Source organism: Klebsiella oxytoca (assembly GCF_009707385.1).
Taxonomy (GTDB): domain Bacteria; phylum Pseudomonadota; class Gammaproteobacteria; order Enterobacterales; family Enterobacteriaceae; genus Klebsiella; species Klebsiella oxytoca_C.
On sequence record NZ_CP046115.1, the window covers coordinates 59,401 to 75,135 of the forward strand.

General features: G+C 50.7%; 14 protein-coding genes and 1 rRNA gene. 7 read left to right on the forward strand and 8 right to left on the reverse strand.

Annotation, left to right across the window (positions count from 1 at the left end; translation table 11 throughout):
• The first annotated feature begins 46 nt into the window (after window positions 1-46).
• Window positions 47-162 (forward strand): 5S ribosomal RNA (gene rrf, locus GJ746_RS00285).
• A gap of 119 nt (window positions 163-281) precedes the next feature.
• Here the strand turns inward: rrf and mobB are convergent.
• Both mobB and mobA read right to left on the reverse strand, forming a co-directional pair.
• The gene (gene mobB, locus GJ746_RS00290; protein ID WP_154678432.1) at window positions 282-800 is read right to left on the reverse strand and encodes a molybdopterin-guanine dinucleotide biosynthesis protein MobB; all 519 of its coding nucleotides are present in this window, start codon (window positions 798-800) and stop codon (window positions 282-284) included.
• The gene (mobA, locus tag GJ746_RS00295; protein ID WP_154678433.1) at window positions 797-1,378 is read right to left on the reverse strand and encodes a molybdenum cofactor guanylyltransferase MobA; all 582 of its coding nucleotides are present in this window, start codon (window positions 1,376-1,378) and stop codon (window positions 797-799) included. Before mobA ends, mobB begins: the two co-directional genes overlap by 4 nt.
• Window positions 1,379-1,449: 71 nt before the next feature.
• Here mobA and GJ746_RS00300 point away from each other — a divergent pair, with 71 nt between their 5' ends.
• The 3 genes from GJ746_RS00300 to dsbA all read left to right on the forward strand — a co-directional run bounded on the left by GJ746_RS00300 (window position 1,450) and on the right by dsbA (window position 3,432).
• Window positions 1,450-1,719: a YihD family protein gene (locus GJ746_RS00300; protein WP_004127077.1), complete on the forward strand. Its 270-nt coding sequence runs from the start codon at window positions 1,450-1,452 to the stop codon at window positions 1,717-1,719.
• 75 nt (window positions 1,720-1,794) lie between these two features.
• Window positions 1,795-2,781 (forward strand): serine/threonine protein kinase, encoded by a 987-nt coding sequence (locus GJ746_RS00305; RefSeq protein ID WP_154678434.1) that lies wholly within the window; start codon window positions 1,795-1,797, stop codon window positions 2,779-2,781.
• Between the two features lie 27 nt (window positions 2,782-2,808).
• The gene (gene dsbA, locus GJ746_RS00310; RefSeq protein ID WP_154678435.1) at window positions 2,809-3,432 is read left to right on the forward strand and encodes a thiol:disulfide interchange protein DsbA; all 624 of its coding nucleotides are present in this window, start codon (window positions 2,809-2,811) and stop codon (window positions 3,430-3,432) included.
• Window positions 3,433-3,481: 49 nt separating this feature from the next.
• Here the strand turns inward: dsbA and GJ746_RS00315 are convergent, their stop codons facing one another.
• The gene (locus tag GJ746_RS00315) at window positions 3,482-4,381 is read right to left on the reverse strand and encodes an acyltransferase (protein ID WP_154678436.1); all 900 of its coding nucleotides are present in this window, start codon (window positions 4,379-4,381) and stop codon (window positions 3,482-3,484) included.
• A 396-nt stretch (window positions 4,382-4,777) separates the two neighbouring features.
• On the opposite strand from GJ746_RS00315, the gene polA reads away from it, so the two are divergent.
• Window positions 4,778-7,567: a DNA polymerase I gene (gene polA / locus GJ746_RS00320; protein WP_154678437.1), complete on the forward strand. Its 2,790-nt coding sequence runs from the start codon at window positions 4,778-4,780 to the stop codon at window positions 7,565-7,567.
• Window positions 7,568-7,917: 350 nt separating this feature from the next.
• Here the strand turns inward: polA and yihA are convergent, their stop codons facing one another.
• Window positions 7,918-8,550, reverse strand: coding sequence for a ribosome biogenesis GTP-binding protein YihA/YsxC (gene yihA / locus GJ746_RS00325; RefSeq protein ID WP_154678438.1), 633 nt, complete (start codon window positions 8,548-8,550; stop codon window positions 7,918-7,920).
• A gap of 585 nt (window positions 8,551-9,135) precedes the next feature.
• On the opposite strand from yihA, the gene yihI reads away from it, so the two are divergent.
• Both yihI and hemN read left to right on the forward strand, forming a co-directional pair.
• Window positions 9,136-9,642, forward strand: coding sequence for a Der GTPase-activating protein YihI (gene yihI, locus GJ746_RS00330; protein ID WP_154678439.1), 507 nt, complete (start codon window positions 9,136-9,138; stop codon window positions 9,640-9,642).
• A 188-nt stretch (window positions 9,643-9,830) separates the two neighbouring features.
• The gene (gene hemN, locus GJ746_RS00335; protein ID WP_154678440.1) at window positions 9,831-11,204 is read left to right on the forward strand and encodes an oxygen-independent coproporphyrinogen III oxidase; all 1,374 of its coding nucleotides are present in this window, start codon (window positions 9,831-9,833) and stop codon (window positions 11,202-11,204) included.
• Between the two features lie 37 nt (window positions 11,205-11,241).
• On the opposite strand, the gene GJ746_RS00340 is transcribed toward hemN, so the two are convergent.
• From GJ746_RS00340 to glnA, 4 genes are all read right to left on the reverse strand, one after another.
• Window positions 11,242-11,352 (reverse strand): YshB family small membrane protein, encoded by a 111-nt coding sequence (locus tag GJ746_RS00340; RefSeq protein ID WP_110276071.1) that lies wholly within the window; start codon window positions 11,350-11,352, stop codon window positions 11,242-11,244.
• A 110-nt stretch (window positions 11,353-11,462) separates the two neighbouring features.
• Entirely contained in the window at window positions 11,463-12,872 is a 1,410-nt protein-coding gene (glnG, locus tag GJ746_RS00345) for a nitrogen regulation protein NR(I) (RefSeq protein WP_154678441.1), read from the reverse strand.
• An 8-nt stretch (window positions 12,873-12,880) separates the two neighbouring features.
• Window positions 12,881-13,930 carry a nitrogen regulation protein NR(II) gene (gene glnL, locus GJ746_RS00350; protein WP_154678442.1) on the reverse strand — a complete coding sequence of 350 codons (1,050 nt, stop codon included), beginning with the start codon at window positions 13,928-13,930 and terminating at the stop codon, window positions 12,881-12,883.
• A 188-nt stretch (window positions 13,931-14,118) separates the two neighbouring features.
• Window positions 14,119-15,528, reverse strand: coding sequence for a glutamate--ammonia ligase (gene glnA / locus GJ746_RS00355; protein WP_004127100.1), 1,410 nt, complete (start codon window positions 15,526-15,528; stop codon window positions 14,119-14,121).
• Between the last annotated feature and the right edge of the window lie 207 nt (window positions 15,529-15,735).

The following is a 15,735-nucleotide window of genomic DNA, read 5'->3' on the forward strand; positions in this document are numbered from 1 at the left end:
CGCAGCTGATGCGATAAAGAATTGCGTACTGAGCACAAAGAATTTGCCTGGCGGCAACAGCGCGGTGGTCCCACCTGACCCCATGCCGAACTCAGAAGTGAAACGCCGTAGCGCCGATGGTAGTGTGGGGTCTCCCCATGTGAGAGTAGGGAACTGCCAGGCATCAAACCAGTGAAGAGCCCATCCTGACGGATGGGCTTTTTGCGTTTTTGTCGACTGAAAGATCGAAAGGCCAGCCAGTGAGTTCAGAATAATAAGTCATTTCTATATGTATGAAATATCTAGTGATTATTATTATCCCCCTTTAACCACTGCATAATAAAAGCGGCTATCTGCAGAATATCATTTAAATCTAACAATGGAAGCGATGTCTCGACAGGCACATCGCTGGCTACAGCAATAACGCAATCATCAAAAACGAGTTCTTCTATGCAATGCCCGCTATTTTGTCGATAAAGAAGAATTTTGGGTACCGGCTCATGTTTAAAACCTTCGACCAGGACTAAATCCAACGTTGATGCATCCATTCGGCTAACCAGCCATGTCAGATCCAAACACGATTCCCCCGGAGTTTCCGTCATTAATGCCCAGCGCTGCGAGCTGGCGACAATCGTTTGAGCCGCTCCGGCTTTACGTAGTTCATAGCTATCTTTGCCTGGTTTATCCACATCCATATCATGATGGGTATGCTTAATTAGCCCCGGGCGTAAGCCTTCTGCTCGTAGTGCCGGAATCAGCGCTTTCAATAATGTTGTTTTACCTGTGCCGCTCCAGGCCACAATAGCTAAAAGAGGGATCATGATGGCTCCTGCATGCTATGCAAATCGTCGAGCGTGTTTACGTTAATAAAGGCAGATTTTTCATCGCTAAAATCGACGCTATGACCGCCAATTTTGCGCAGAAATACCATCACCCGCCGCTCTCCTGCGGCCAGATAGCCAGCCAGTTCGCCAACTACATCGCGATTCACCAAAGCAATAGCCGGATGGTCGCGCTCACCGTCATGCACCCATACGGCCGGGGATGATTTTTTCTGCTGCATTAAGCGTGCCGTCAGGAAAGAAGGAATAAACGGCGTATCGCATGGGCAAAATACAAACCATTCGCTCTCAATCTGCTGCATCACGGAAAGCATTCCGGCTAGTGGTCCCGGGAAATCGCTCAGACTGTCGGTAATAATCGGGTAGCCGCTGTTTTGCCAGCTATCAAGATTGCGGTTAGCGCTAATCACCAGGCTCGTAACCTGAGGTTGTAGAGTATCAGCAACATGACGCCATAAGGCTTTACCATTTAGCAATTGTAATCCTTTATCTATCCCACCCATGCGCGTGCCTTTTCCTCCTGCCAGCACAACACCGGTTATTACCTTACCCTGCATATCAATATAGCCTCTTTCATTGTGGGATTGTCCCTGCTAACGTACTCCTATCAAGATTAAGGAGCATTGCTATGAAATGTAAACGCCTGAATGAAGTCATTGAACTCCTCCAGCCAGCCTGGCAGAAAGAACCAGAACTGAATTTAATTCAATTTTTGCAAAAACTGGCGAAAGAGGCCGGTTATGCAGGGGAATTAAGCGATCTTTCCGACGATATTCTGATTTATCATCTGAAGATGCGCGACTCTGCAAAAGAGGCCGTTATCCCCGGAATTCAGAAAGATTATGAGGAAGATTTTAAGACCGCATTGCTACGCGCACGCGGAGTAATTAAAGAGTAAAAGGTTGTAAGCACTGCCGCGAAATCGTCAACGAGATGATATCCTGTATCATTCGTACGATTATCGGATGTCAGGATGCACGATAAGGCCTTCACTTTTCAGACGCTCAACCCGGATACCATTATTGATGGTTTATTTGATCTGGGAATGCGGGTAGATTCCGGTCTCACTCCGCTTAACAGCTATGAGAACCGAGTTTACCAGTTTCAGGACGAAGATCGTCGCCGCTATGTGGTGAAGTTCTATCGTCCTGAGCGCTGGTCCGCCGAACAAATCCTCGAAGAACATCAGTTTTCCCTTCAGCTCGTTCAGGACGAAGTGCCCGTAGCGGCTCCATTGGCGTTTAACGAAAGTACTCTTCACCAGCACCAGGGGTTCTTTTTCGCCGTATTTCCAAGCCTGGGTGGACGTCAGTTTGAGGCGGATAACCTCGATCAGATGGAATGGGTGGGACGGTACCTTGGGCGTATGCATCAAACGGGACGTAAACAGCTTTTTGTCGCTCGCCCGGAGATTGGTACGAAGGAATATCTCCTTGAGCCTCGACAAGTCTTTGAACTTTCCCCGCTGATTCCGGCCGGTTTGAAAGAGGCTTTTCTCAGCGCGACCGATAAGCTGATTGAAGCTGTAATGGGGCAATGGCACGGGCGCGCTAATATTTTACGCTTACACGGTGATTGTCATGCGGGGAATATCCTCTGGCGCGACGGCCCCTTGTTTGTTGATTTAGATGATTCACGTAACGGTCCGGCAATTCAGGATCTGTGGATGTTGTTGAACGGCGATAAGGCCGAACAGCGGATGCAGCTGGAGATGATTATTGAAGCGTATGAGGAGTTTAGCTCTTTTAATACGGATGAAATTGCCCTCATCGAGCCTTTACGTGCTATGCGGTTAGTTTATTATCTGGCGTGGTTGTTAAGGCGCTGGGACGATCCTGCTTTCCCCATAAATTTCCCATGGTTAACCGGGGAAGATTACTGGCGCGGGCAGACAACAACTTTTCTTGAGCAGGTAAAGGTTCTTCAGGAACCCCCTCTTCAGTTAACGCCAATGTATTAATGTGATATATCCAGGAGAGAGTTAATCATGAAAAAAATTTGGCTGGCGCTGGCTGGTATGATTCTGGCTTTTAGTGCATCCGCTGCCCAGATCACCGACGGTAAACAGTATATTACCCTCGATAAACCCGTTGCCGGTGAGCCACAGGTGCTCGAGTTTTTCTCGTTCTACTGCCCGCATTGCTATCAATTTGAAGAAGTACTTCATGTGTCTGATAACGTGAAGAAAAAACTGCCTGAAGGCGTTAAAATGACGAAATACCACGTTGAGTTCCTGGGGCCGCTAGGCAAGGATCTGACTCAGGCGTGGGCCGTAGCGATGGCGCTGGGCGTGGAAGATAAGATCACTGTCCCGATGTTTGAAGCGGTACAGAAAAAGCAAACGGTTCAGACCGTGGCCGATATTCGCAAGGTTTTCGTTGATGCTGGCGTTAAAGGTGAAGATTATGATGCAGCCTGGAACAGTTTCGTGGTGAAATCCTTGGTTGCTCAGCAAGAGAAAGCCGCCGCTGATTTCCAGCTGCAGGGCGTTCCAGCTATGTATGTTAACGGCAAATATCAGCTTAACCCTCAGGGGATGGATACCAGCAACATGGATGCGTTTGTTGCTCAGTATGCCGATACCGTTAAACAGTTAGTTGAGAAGAAATAAAATATTAACGCCGGTTCCAGACCGGCGTTATTCTTTTCAGCATGCACAATCACTTCTCTTTTTTCTGCAATATTTCCGTCAATTGCCGATCTTTTTCTTCCCAAAGCGTATTTAGCCATTGCTGAAAGCGTCGTTTAAAGCTTTTATCATTAACATAATCGCCGTGCAGTTCTTCCGTTACAGGCTCAAGCCTGATTCGCACCACAATCCGCGTCAATCTTCCGCTTAGCATGTCGTAAAACGGACGTTGATTGTTCTCCGGATAACATAATGTTACGTTCAACAACTTATCAAACTGCGAGCCCAGAACGCTTAATGCCATAGCAATACCCGCTGCTTTTGGCGCTAACAAATTCTTATAAGGCGAGCGCGTCTGATGCCGCTTTTCTTCAGTAAAGCGTGAACCTTCAACAAAATTAACGATAGTTGTTGGATGAGAGCGGAATTTCTCGCAGGAGCGGCGGGTGGTTTCAACATCTTTGCCACGATGCTCCGGATGGCGGAGTAAATATCCTCGGGAATATCGGCGCATAAAAGGCATATCCAGCGCCCAGCACGCTAGCCCAATGAACGGTACCCAGGCGAGCTGTTGTTTGAGGAAGTATTTATTCATCGGGATATGTTTGCGAAACAACACACAAAGCACAACGATATCTGCCCAGCTATGGTGGTTACTGATAAGCAGATACCAGTTTTTCTTATTCAGGCCTTCAAGACCCTGTACCTCCCACCTGAGCCAGGGATTAAGATGTAACAGCAGCGCCAGCCCTTCACACCAGCAGTACATCATGAAATTGCAGAAAATCGATATCGAGCGCCAGACCGCAGGAATAGGCACAAGAAGTTTAATCAACCCGGCGACGATGATTGGCACGGAGCAGATTATGGTGACTACGATGGTAAGGGCGATACTCAGCGGGAGCATTATCGCAGCGAGTAATCTCGACATAGTTAATTTATTCAGAAAGTTAGACTGACAAAGAACGCATTTAAACAGCGCAAGAGGCTGATTTTACCAGAAAATACAGGAAATGACGGGTCTTACCAGAATAGAAAAATTACTGGATCTTATATCCACATGGAACATTGAGCCACAAGGAAGACATTAAAGCGATTAATGGTCTTTTAATTGCATGATAAATATGGAGTAATTTATATATATATTATTTTATTGATGATTGATTAGTCATCGTTATAAAACTATTCACAAAGTTATCCACAGGTTTAACCGTAGTACGATCGAAAGGATCAATGAATCTTTTCGACAAAATGTGGGAAAAATTCAGGATTTAATGCCCGTCTGTGGCATCCTTTAGCGATAATCTGATAAACAGGCACGGAAAATATGGTTCAGATCCCAGAAAACCCTCTCATCCTCGTTGATGGCTCCTCTTACCTTTATCGGGCATATCACGCGTTTCCCCCGCTAACGAATAGCGCAGGCGAACCGACTGGCGCAATGTATGGCGTGTTGAATATGCTGCGAAGCCTGATCCTGCAATATCAACCGACTCATGCCGTCGTTGTGTTCGATGCCAAGGGGAAGACTTTCCGTGATGAACTGTTTGAGCACTATAAATCTCATCGACCACCGATGCCGGACGATCTGCGTGCGCAAATCGAACCGCTGCATGCCATGGTGAAGGCGATGGGTCTGCCGCTGATGGCCGTTCCTGGCGTTGAGGCTGACGATGTGATTGGTACTCTGGCCCGTGAGGCTGAGAAGGTAGGACGCCCGGTGCTGATTAGCACCGGCGATAAAGATATGGCTCAGCTGGTTACGCCGGGTATTACGCTGATTAACACCATGACCAATACCATTCTTGGTCCTGATGAAGTCGTGACGAAATATGGCGTGCCGCCGGAACTGATCATTGATTTCCTGGCCCTGATGGGCGATTCGTCGGACAACATTCCTGGCGTACCGGGGGTGGGAGAGAAGACCGCGCAGGCGCTGCTGCAGGGGCTGGGGGGGCTTGACACGCTATATGCGGAGCCTGAAAAAATCGCCGGTCTGACCTTCCGCGGTGCGAAAACGATGGCAGCGAAGCTGGAACAGAATAAAGAGGTGGCATATCTCTCTTATCAGCTGGCGACGATCAAAACCGACGTTGAACTGGATCTGAGCTGTGAAGACCTGTTGGTTGAACAGCCGATAGCTGATGAACTATTAACGCTGTTTAAAAAATATGAATTCAAACGCTGGATCATCGATGTGGAATCCGGCAAATGGATGCAGGCAAAAGGCGCTAAACCTGCTGCCAGGTCGGTGACGGTAGCCGCTGATGTGACTGATGCGAAAGAGGAGCGCGCGGCAACGCTCTCAGCAGAAAACTATGTCACGATTCTTGATGAAGAAACGTTGTTGGCCTGGATTGAGAAACTCAAAAAAGCGCCGCTTTTTGCCTTTGATACCGAAACTGACAGCCTGGATAACGTATCCGCCAATATAATCGGCTTATCCTTCGCCATTGAACCAGGCATCGCGGCCTATGTACCGGTGGCTCATGATTATCTCGACGCGCCGGACCAGATCCCACGCGAACGCGTGCTGGAGCTTCTTAAGCCGCTGCTGGAAGATGGCAATGTGCTGAAAGTAGGGCAAAACCTGAAGTACGATCGCGGCATTCTGGCCAACTACGATATTGAGCTGCGCGGTATTGCCTTTGATACCATGCTGGAATCCTACATTCTCGACAGCGTGGTGGGCCGTCATGATATGGATAGCCTCGCCGATCGCTGGCTGAAGCATAAAACTATTACCTTTGAAGAAATTGCGGGTAAAGGCAAAAATCAGCTCACATTTAACCAAATTGCGCTGGAAGAAGCGGGCCGCTACGCGGCGGAAGATGCCGATGTTACGCTGCAGCTGCACTTAAAGATGTGGCCTGAACTTCAGCAAAATGAAGGCCCGCTGAACGTCTTTAAAAATATTGAAATGCCGCTGGTGCCGGTGCTATCCCGCGTTGAGCGTAATGGCGTTAAGATTGATCCGGCCGTACTGCATGCGCACTCTCAGGAATTAGCTAAGCGCCTAATCGAACTGGAGAAAAAGGCGTACGAAATTGCAGGTGAAGAGTTCAACCTCTCTTCGCCGAAGCAGCTGCAAACCATCTTGTTTGAGAAACAAGGAATTAAGCCGCTGAAGAAAACTCCGGGCGGCGCTCCTTCTACATCAGAAGAGGTGCTGGAAGAGCTGGCGCTCGACTACCCGCTGCCGAAAGTTATCCTGGAATATCGTGGCCTGGCGAAACTCAAGTCTACCTATACCGATAAGCTGCCGCTGATGATCAGCCAGAAAACGGGCCGAGTACACACCTCCTATCACCAGGCGGTTACCGCTACGGGACGTTTATCGTCTACCGATCCTAACCTGCAGAATATACCGGTACGCAATGAGGAAGGGCGTCGTATCCGCCAGGCGTTTATTGCTCCGGAAGATTATCTCATTGTTTCTGCCGACTACTCGCAAATTGAACTGCGCATCATGGCGCATCTGTCCCGCGATAAAGGCCTGCTAACGGCTTTTGCTGAGGGAAAAGATATCCACCGTGCGACAGCGGCAGAGGTCTTTGGTTTGCCGCTGGAGAGCGTCAGCAGTGAGCAGCGTCGCAGCGCGAAGGCGATTAACTTTGGCCTGATTTACGGTATGAGCGCATTCGGCCTGGCCCGCCAGCTTAATATTCCCCGTAAAGAAGCGCAAAAGTATATGGATCTCTACTTTGAGCGTTATCCGGGCGTGCTGGAATATATGGAGCGTACCCGTACCCAGGCAAAAGAGCAGGGATATGTTGAAACGCTTGATGGTCGTCGGCTCTATCTGCCTGATATCAAATCCAGTAACGGTGCGCGCCGTGCAGGCGCCGAGCGAGCAGCGATCAACGCGCCGATGCAGGGAACCGCTGCCGACATTATTAAGCGTGCGATGATTGCTGTAGATAGCTGGTTGTTAAGCGAAAAGCCTCGCGTGCGGATGATCATGCAGGTGCACGATGAACTGGTCTTTGAAGTGCATAAGGACGATCTTGCTGAGGTCGCGAAAAAAATCCACGAACTGATGGAAAGCAGTACAACGCTGGCGGTTCCGCTGCTGGTGGAAGTTGGCAGTGGAGAAAACTGGGATCAAGCGCACTAAGTATTCGGTGGGTAAGGTCATTTTTTGTAAGTGAGTAACATAACTTATCGTGTTTTGTGATGATCATTGGAATTTGCTATGTAAAGAGTGAAAAAAAACTACAAAAAATGCTTTATCCGTACCCGAAAGAAGAGTAGAGTTAAAGACGTAGGGTACAGAGGTAAGATGTTCTATCTTTCAGACCTTTTACTTCACGTAATCGGATTTGGCTGAATATTTTAGCCGCCCCGGTCATTTATGACCGGGGCGTTTTTTATTGCGCGAAGGAAAATTTTCTGCGTATCAATGCTGCAAAGGTGAGGCTGCCCGGATCAGCCACTACGCGTCGCTATCCGGGATAATGAGCGAAATTATTCGCCGCCTTCAGGTTCTTCCTGGGGTGGGATATCGTTATACCAGCTGTCCAGCTTCTGGCGCAGTTTATCCACGCCTTGCTTCTTCAGAGAAGAAAACGCTTCTACCTGCACATCTCCGTTAAAAGCAGTAACCGCTTCACGAACCATGTTGAGCTGCGCTTTCCGCGCGCCGCTTGCCAGCTTATCGGCTTTGGTCAACAGCACCAAAACAGGAATATCGCTTTCGACTGCCCATTGGATCATCTGCTGATCGAGATCTTTAAGCGGGTGACGGATATCCATTAAGACAACCAGACCTTTCAGGCACAGGCGCTTCTCCAGGTATTCGCCCAGCGCGCGCTGCCACTTAATCTTCATCTCTTCCGGAACCTGAGCATAGCCGTAGCCCGGAAGGTCGACCAGGCGTTTGCCATCAGCAACTTCAAACAGGTTGATAAGCTGCGTACGACCAGGGGTCTTTGAAGTACGAGCCAGGCTTTTCTGGTTAGTCAGGGTGTTCAGAGCGCTGGATTTCCCGGCGTTAGAGCGGCCAGCAAATGCCACTTCAATGCCGGTATCGGCAGGAAGATGGCGGATATCCGGTGCGCTAGTGACAAAATGCGTCAGTTGATAATTCCAGTTGGTCAAGACGGTCGTCTCCGTTAAATCAGGCTATGGCGAGGATTATACCTGAACAACAGAAAAAGGCTGTTTTTACCGCACAACCTAGATGTAAGTTAAAACCACAGTCTTTGTAAGACATTGACCATTGATAATATGCGAAATTGGTGAGAAAAATCCGAGCTTAAATAAAACAAAATTATGTAAATCAAAGCGTTGGTATAAAAGAAAATTCTGAAAGTTGTTTTTTTTCTGTACAGTTGGTTGTAGGTTTTCCTCAAATCAGTAAAGTAGCGGTCAAGGGCGAGGATGCTAAAAGGATTATGACTCAGGACGAGGGGTCAGGAAGCGCCAGGAGGCGAAGACTACGGATTGTCAGGATGACAAACGTCTGGAGACGTTTTTAAAAGGAAATGGATGTAACAGGGACAAGTTGGTAGCTAAAGGAAAGACAGGGTGTGTTGTTAGCTAACATGGAAAGTAGAAGCCCTTTAAGGGTTGTCAGTGCGGAAAAAGGCGGCAGAGTAATCTGTCGCCTTTTTTCTTTGCTTGCTTTCTGCTAGATTCCGCCTCAATTCTATACTGAAGAAAACGGCCTGAAGATTACACAATATGAAAAAACCGACATCCGTACCTCGCGGCAAAAAAAATCGCAAAACGCGCGAAGAATTGAATCAGGAAGCACGCGAACGCAAGCATCAGAAGAAGCATCGCGGCCATGCGGCAGGAAGTCGTGCTACCGGCGGTGAAGCCGCATCAGCAGCCAAAAAACAAGGTCAGCAGCAAGATCCCCGAATTGGCAGTAAAAAACCAATCCCGCTGGGCGTAACTGAAAGCGCTCCGGCAGTTAAGCAGCATAAACCAAAGAGCGAGAAACCTATGCTTTCACCGCAGGCTGAGCTGGATTTGCTGGAGAACGATGAGCGCCTGGACGCGCTGCTGGAACGACTGGAAGAGGGTGGCACCCTGAATGCAGAAGAGCAAACCTGGGTCGATGCCAAACTGGATCGCATTGATGAGCTGATGCAGCAGCTGGGCCTCTCCTACGATGACGACGAAGATGAAGAAGAGGAAGAGCGCAAAGAAGATATGATGCGCCTGCTGAAGGGTGGAAACTAACGTTTGCACCCCATCGGATTCCCGGTCCTGCTTATAACCCTTCTGGTTATATGTTATCTGCTGTGGTTATTCGTTAAACTACGACGGTTGTCGCGGCGTCAGAAATGGCTGCGCAACCGGCTCATCACCCGAGGTGCGGTTGGGCCGGGGCGGCGTACCCGCCGACGGCACCATCGGAAGGAGTGAGCATGTCTGTGCAGTTAATCGACTGGGATCTGGCCCTGATCCAGAAATATAACTATTCCGGGCCACGTTATACTTCGTACCCAACCGCGCTGGAGTTTTCTCCAGAATTTGGCGCAGCCGAATTTGATGCGGCGGTAGCCCGCTATCCGCAGCGCCCCCTGTCGCTGTATGTACATATCCCGTTTTGCCATAAGCTCTGCTATTTCTGCGGCTGTAATAAAATCGTTACCCGTCAGCAGCATAAGGCCGACCAGTATCTGGATGTTCTTGAGCAGGAGATTATTCACCGCGCACCGCTTTTTGTCGGCCGCAAGGTAAATCAGCTGCACTGGGGCGGCGGTACGCCGACATATTTAAACAAGGCACAAATTAGCCTTTTGATGGGTTTACTGCGCACGCATTTCAATTTTAACGCAGATGCAGAGATCTCTATCGAGGTTGATCCGCGGGAAATCGAGCTTGATGTACTGGATCATTTACGCAGCGAAGGTTTTAATCGCCTGAGTATGGGAGTCCAGGATTTCAATAAAGAAGTGCAGCGCCTGGTAAACCGCGAGCAGGATGAAGAGTTTATCTTCGCGCTGCTGAACCATGCGCGCGAAATTGGTTTTACCTCTACTAATATTGACCTGATTTACGGCCTGCCAAAACAAACGCCGCAGAGCTTTGCTTATACGTTACAGAAAGTAGCCGAGCTCAACCCCGATCGTCTCAGCGTATTCAACTATGCGCACCTGCCAACGCTTTTTGCCGCGCAGCGCAAAATCAAAGATGCCGACTTACCTTCGGCAGAGCAGAAGCTGGACATTCTCCAGGAAACAATTGCTTCGCTGACGACCGCGGGATATCAGTTTATCGGCATGGACCACTTTGCCCGTCCGGATGATGAGCTGGCGATAGCCCAGCGTGAAGGCATTCTGCATCGCAATTTCCAGGGGTACACCACTCAGGGGGATACTGACCTGCTGGGTATGGGCGTATCGGCGATCAGCATGATTGGCGACTGCTATGCGCAGAACCAGAAAGAGCTGAAACAGTATTATCAGCAGGTTGATGAAACCGGAACGGCGCTGTGGCGCGGCATTGCGTTGACTCGCGATGACTGTATTCGTCGTGATGTCATTAAAGCGCTGATTTGTAACTTCCGTCTCGATTTCACCGCGATAGAAGCTCAGTGGGAATTAGATTTTGGCAGCTACTTTGCTCAAGATTTGCAGCTTCTGGCGCCGCTGGCCAAAGACGGGCTGGTGGATGTGGATGACAAAGGTATTCAGGTGACGCCAAAAGGTCGGCTGCTGATCCGCAATATCTGCATGTGTTTTGATGCTTATCTGCGGCAGAAGGCCAGAATGCAGCAATTTTCTCGCGTGATATAAACAATTACCCCTCTCCTGGAAAGGAGAGGGGTAATTGTCAGCTAAACAGCCCAACCATCGCCGCGCACAGAACGGCAGCTATTGCCGTCTGCGGCGTATGACCAGCTGCGACGCCGCTCGATATAATATTAATAAGTGATTCAAGCATGATTAACCCCCGTCTTTCCGGGCAAGATCATACTCAACGTATTGCAACAGTAAAGTACAAAATAGCAGCAGTTTGCGCTGGGTGACTATTTTTTACGCGCCGCCGCGCTGCTACTCCATTCCCAGCTCTTTTAACTTACGGGTCAGGGTGTTACGACCCCAGCCAAGCAAGCGTGCCGCTTCCTGTTTATGCCCCTGAGTATGGCGTAACGCGGTGGTCAGCAGTGTACGCTCCATCTCAGGCTGCGCTTCCGAGAGCAGGTTTTGATGACCGGAACGTAAAGCGCGATCGGCCCATTGTCCCAGCAGCGTGGCCCAGCTATCCGGAAGCATTTGCGTCGGGTTATCCGGTATCGCGGTTTCAAATAGCTCGCTGGGAAGATCCTGCGTCAGAACCTCCTGGCCTGCGGCCATCACCGTCAGCCATCGACAGGTGTTTTCCAGCTGACGTACGTTGCCCGGCCACGCCAGCCGGGTTAACGCTATCTCCGTCTCCGGATGCAGCTGTTTGGCCTCCACGCCCAGTTCACGAGCGGCAATTTGCAGGAAATGCCTCGCCAGGCGCGGAATATCTTCCCGACGCTCGCGCAGCGGCGGCAGATGGACGCGTATCACGTTCAGGCGGTGGAATAAGTCCTCGCGGAATTTTCCTTCCTGGACGCGCAGCTCAAGGTTCTGGTGGGTTGCGGCAATGATGCGCACATCCACTTTCACCGGCGCATAGCCGCCCACGCGATAAAACTGGCCATCAGCCAGCACGCGCAGCAGGCGGGTCTGGACATCCAGCGGCATATCGCCGATCTCATCGAGAAACAGCGTTCCGCCGTCCGCCTGCTCAAAGCGTCCCTGACGCACGGTATTGGCGCCGGTAAAAGCCCCTTTCTCGTGGCCAAACAGTTCTGATTCAATCAAGTCTTTAGGAATTGCTGCCATATTCAGCGCGATAAACGGTGCCTTGGCGCGCGGACTGTGGCGGTGAAGAGCATGAGCAACCAGCTCTTTACCGGTACCGGACTCCCCGTTAATCAGCACGCTGATTGAAGAACGCGACAGGCGACCGATGATGCGAAAAACGTCCTGCATTGCCGGCGCTTCACCGATGATATCGGCCGTCGGGCTATTAATCGGCGTATTTCGCGGCTGCTGCTGCTCCTGGTAATGGCTAATTGCACGGTCAACCAGCGCCACTGCTTCGTCAATATCAAACGGTTTCGGCAGATAATCAAAAGCGCCTTGCTGGTAGGCGCTGACCGCCGCATCCAGATCCGAATGCGCCGTCATTATGATGACCGGAAGCATCGGATGGCGCTGTTTAATTTGTTTCAACAGCGCCAGCCCGTCCATTCCCGGCATGCGGATATCAGACAGCAGCACATCCGGGGTTTTGGTGGTGAGGGCGTCAAGCACCTCGTTGCCGCTTTCAAACGTTGTACAACTCAAGCCTGCCCCGGTGAGCGCGCGTTCAAGCACCCAACGGATGGAGCTATCGTCGTCCACGATCCATGCTATCCCTCGTTGCATAAACACCTCTACTTCCGAATAGGCAGGTACACCGAGAATTCGGTATGCCCTGGCCAACTGGTAAATTCAATTTTGCCGGAGTGCTGATCGATAAGGCTGCGGGCAATAGACAGACCGAGTCCGGTACCGCCCTCGCGCCCGCTCACCATTGGATAAAACAGCGTATCCTGTAAATGAGACGGTATTCCAGGGCCGTTATCTTCAACGTCAATACGCGCAGCGAGGCGGTAGCGCACGCCGTGCAAGGTTAACTGGAAGGCCGTGCGGGTGCGCAGAGTTATCTCGCCCCCTTCAGGTCCCAGCGCCTGCAGCGCATTACGAACGATATTCAGCAGTACCTGTTCAATTTGGTCCGGATCGTGCGGGAGTTCTGGCAGGCTAGGGTCATAGTCGCGAACCAGTTTAACGTTCTCCGGTAGCTCCATCGACACCAGCTTCACCACCCGCTCAGCGACCTTATGGATGCTCTCTGTTACGTGCATTCCGGGATGCTGGGGGCCCAGGAGGCGGTCGACCAGATTTCTTAGCCTGTCGGCCTGCTCAATAATGACTTTGGTATATTCCATTAGCGCAGGGTCGGGCAGCGCTTTGCTCAGCAGCTGGGCCGCGCCACGCAGGCCTCCCAGAGGGTTTTTAATCTCATGGGCCAGACCGCGCACTAAGTCGCGAGCGGCAATCTGCTGCGCGTGCTGCAGCTGTTCCTGGCTCAGCCGACGCTGATTATCCATCGGCGCCATTTCCAGCAGGATATAGCCTTCCGGCAGACGTTGTGCGGTCAGGGACAGAATATGGGAGCGGCCATCAATAACCAGCGTGACCTCGTTATCGGTAAACCCTTGACCTGCAGCGAGGCTCTCTTGCATAAGGCCGATATTCAGCGAGAAATAGCTCAACAGTTCCGGCAGCGGCGTGCCGAAGAGCTTACGAGAACTTTGTGCCAGCAGCTGCTGCGCCGCCGGGTTCGCGTAATGTACCGCCAGGTCGTCATCGACCAGTAAGATACTGTTGATTAAAGAGTTAAGGATCTGCCCAGCATCGGGCAGTGTGCCTGTTGCCATTCGACAGTCTCCAGAAAAAGAGTGCACCGTTTTAGTGCAGTATAGCTTTTTATGAATAAAAAGCTCATGAGATCAGCGTGTTGGTGGAGAAAAAAGCCCATCCTGAGATGGGCTGAAAGTTTCCACGGCAACAAAATATCCTTGGTACCCCACGCCACAACACGGAATACCGCGGATTTACAGCAAAATCAGACGCTGTAGTACAGCTCGAACTCAACCGGATGCGGAGTCATGCGTACGCGGTCGTTTTCTTCTATACGCAGGGCGATGTAAGCATCAATTGCGTCGTTGGTGAATACGCCACCGGCGGTGAGGAACTCACGGTCTGCGTCCAGCGCATTCAGTGCTTCTTCCAGAGAGCCTGCAACCTGTGGGATCTCTTTCGCTTCTTCCGGCGGCAGATCGTACAGGTTTTTATCCATGGCTTCGCCCGGATGGATTTTGTTCTTGATACCGTCGAGGCCAGCCATCAGCAGCGCAGCGAAGCACAGGTACGGGTTAGCAGCCGGATCCGGGAAGCGAACTTCGATACGACGCGCTTTCGGAGACGTGACTACCGGAATACGGATAGAAGCGGAACGGTTACGGGCAGAGTAAGCCAGCATGACCGGAGCTTCATAACCCGGGACCAGACGCTTGTAGGAGTTGGTGGTCGGGTTAGCCAGGGCGTTAATTGCTTTAGCGTGTTTGATAACGCCGCCAATGTAGTACAGCGCTTGTTCAGACAGGCCTGCGTATTTGTCGCCGGAGAACAGGTTTACGCCGTTCTTGGACAGGGACATGTGGCAGTGCATACCGGAACCGTTATCGCCAAACATTGGTTTCGGCATGAAGGTCGCGGTTTTACCAAAGCGGTGTGCGACGTTGTGAACAACGTATTTGTAAATCTGAATTTCGTCCGCTTTTTTGGTCATGGTGTTGAAGCGGGTTGCGATTTCGTTCTGGCCCGCAGTCGCCACTTCGTGGTGGTGAGCTTCAACAACCAGGCCCATCTCTTCCATGATCATACACATGGTGGAGCGGATATCCTGAGAAGAGTCTACCGGTGGAACCGGGAAGTAGCCGCCTTTTACGCCCGGGCGGTGGCCTTTGTTGCCGCCTTCGTATTTGGTGGAGGAGTTCCATGCGCCTTCGATATCATCGATAGCCACGTGAGAACCGGAGATGGACGCACCAAAACGGATGTCGTCAAACAGGAAGAATTCTGGTTCTGGCCCGAACAGCACGGTGTCGGCCAGGCCGGTAGAGCGCAGGTACTCTTCCGCACGCTTAGCGATGGAGCGCGGGTCGCGGTCATAGCCCTGCAGGGTGCCTGGTTCGAGGATGTCGCAGCGGATGATCAGGGTCGGTTCTTCATAGAACGGGTCGATCAGCGCGGTGGTTGCGTCCGGCATCAGAACCATGTCGGATTCGTTAATACCTTTCCAGCCGCCAATCGAGGAGCCATCAAACATTTTGCCTTCTTCGAAGAATTCGGCATTTACCTGATGAGAAGGAATAGTAACGTGCTGTTCTTTACCTTTGGTATCGGTGAAGCGCAGATCGACAAACTTCACTTCATGCTCGTTCAGCATCGTCAAAACGTGTTCAGCGGACATACTTAAACTCTCCCGGATTGGTCTGTGTCGTCGTGGAAACGAAAACTTTTTAACTACTAAAAGTGGCGTTGTTGCCTTAAAAAATATAAAGCGAAATCTGTGCCAACTTTTAAATTGCCCCCAAAAGGCGTTATCATGCACATCATCGTGCAAAAGGGCTGCACCAAAATGAATGCATTGCACCAATATAGTGCATTTGTGTGAACG

What these genes read in the sequence shown, in the direction of transcription:
- dsbA (WP_154678435.1), top strand. Translation starts at nt 2,809, where the DNA reads ATGAAAAAAATTTGGCTGGCGCTGGCTGGTATGATTCTGGCTTTTAGT.
- GJ746_RS00315 (WP_154678436.1), bottom strand. Translation starts at nt 4,381, where the DNA reads ATGTCGAGATTACTCGCTGCGATAATGCTCCCGCTGAGTATCGCCCTT.
- glnA (WP_004127100.1), bottom strand. Translation starts at nt 15,528, where the DNA reads ATGTCCGCTGAACACGTTTTGACGATGCTGAACGAGCATGAAGTGAAG.
- glnG (WP_154678441.1), bottom strand. Translation starts at nt 12,872, where the DNA reads ATGCAACGAGGGATAGCATGGATCGTGGACGACGATAGCTCCATCCGT.
- mobA (WP_154678433.1), bottom strand. Translation starts at nt 1,378, where the DNA reads ATGCAGGGTAAGGTAATAACCGGTGTTGTGCTGGCAGGAGGAAAAGGC.
- yihI (WP_154678439.1), top strand. Translation starts at nt 9,136, where the DNA reads ATGAAAAAACCGACATCCGTACCTCGCGGCAAAAAAAATCGCAAAACG.
- GJ746_RS00340 (WP_110276071.1), bottom strand. Translation starts at nt 11,352, where the DNA reads ATGCTTGAATCACTTATTAATATTATATCGAGCGGCGTCGCAGCTGGT.
- polA (WP_154678437.1), top strand. Translation starts at nt 4,778, where the DNA reads ATGGTTCAGATCCCAGAAAACCCTCTCATCCTCGTTGATGGCTCCTCT.
- hemN (WP_154678440.1), top strand. Translation starts at nt 9,831, where the DNA reads ATGTCTGTGCAGTTAATCGACTGGGATCTGGCCCTGATCCAGAAATAT.
- GJ746_RS00300 (WP_004127077.1), top strand. Translation starts at nt 1,450, where the DNA reads ATGAAATGTAAACGCCTGAATGAAGTCATTGAACTCCTCCAGCCAGCC.
- mobB (WP_154678432.1), bottom strand. Translation starts at nt 800, where the DNA reads ATGATCCCTCTTTTAGCTATTGTGGCCTGGAGCGGCACAGGTAAAACA.
- GJ746_RS00305 (WP_154678434.1), top strand. Translation starts at nt 1,795, where the DNA reads ATGCACGATAAGGCCTTCACTTTTCAGACGCTCAACCCGGATACCATT.
- glnL (WP_154678442.1), bottom strand. Translation starts at nt 13,930, where the DNA reads ATGGCAACAGGCACACTGCCCGATGCTGGGCAGATCCTTAACTCTTTA.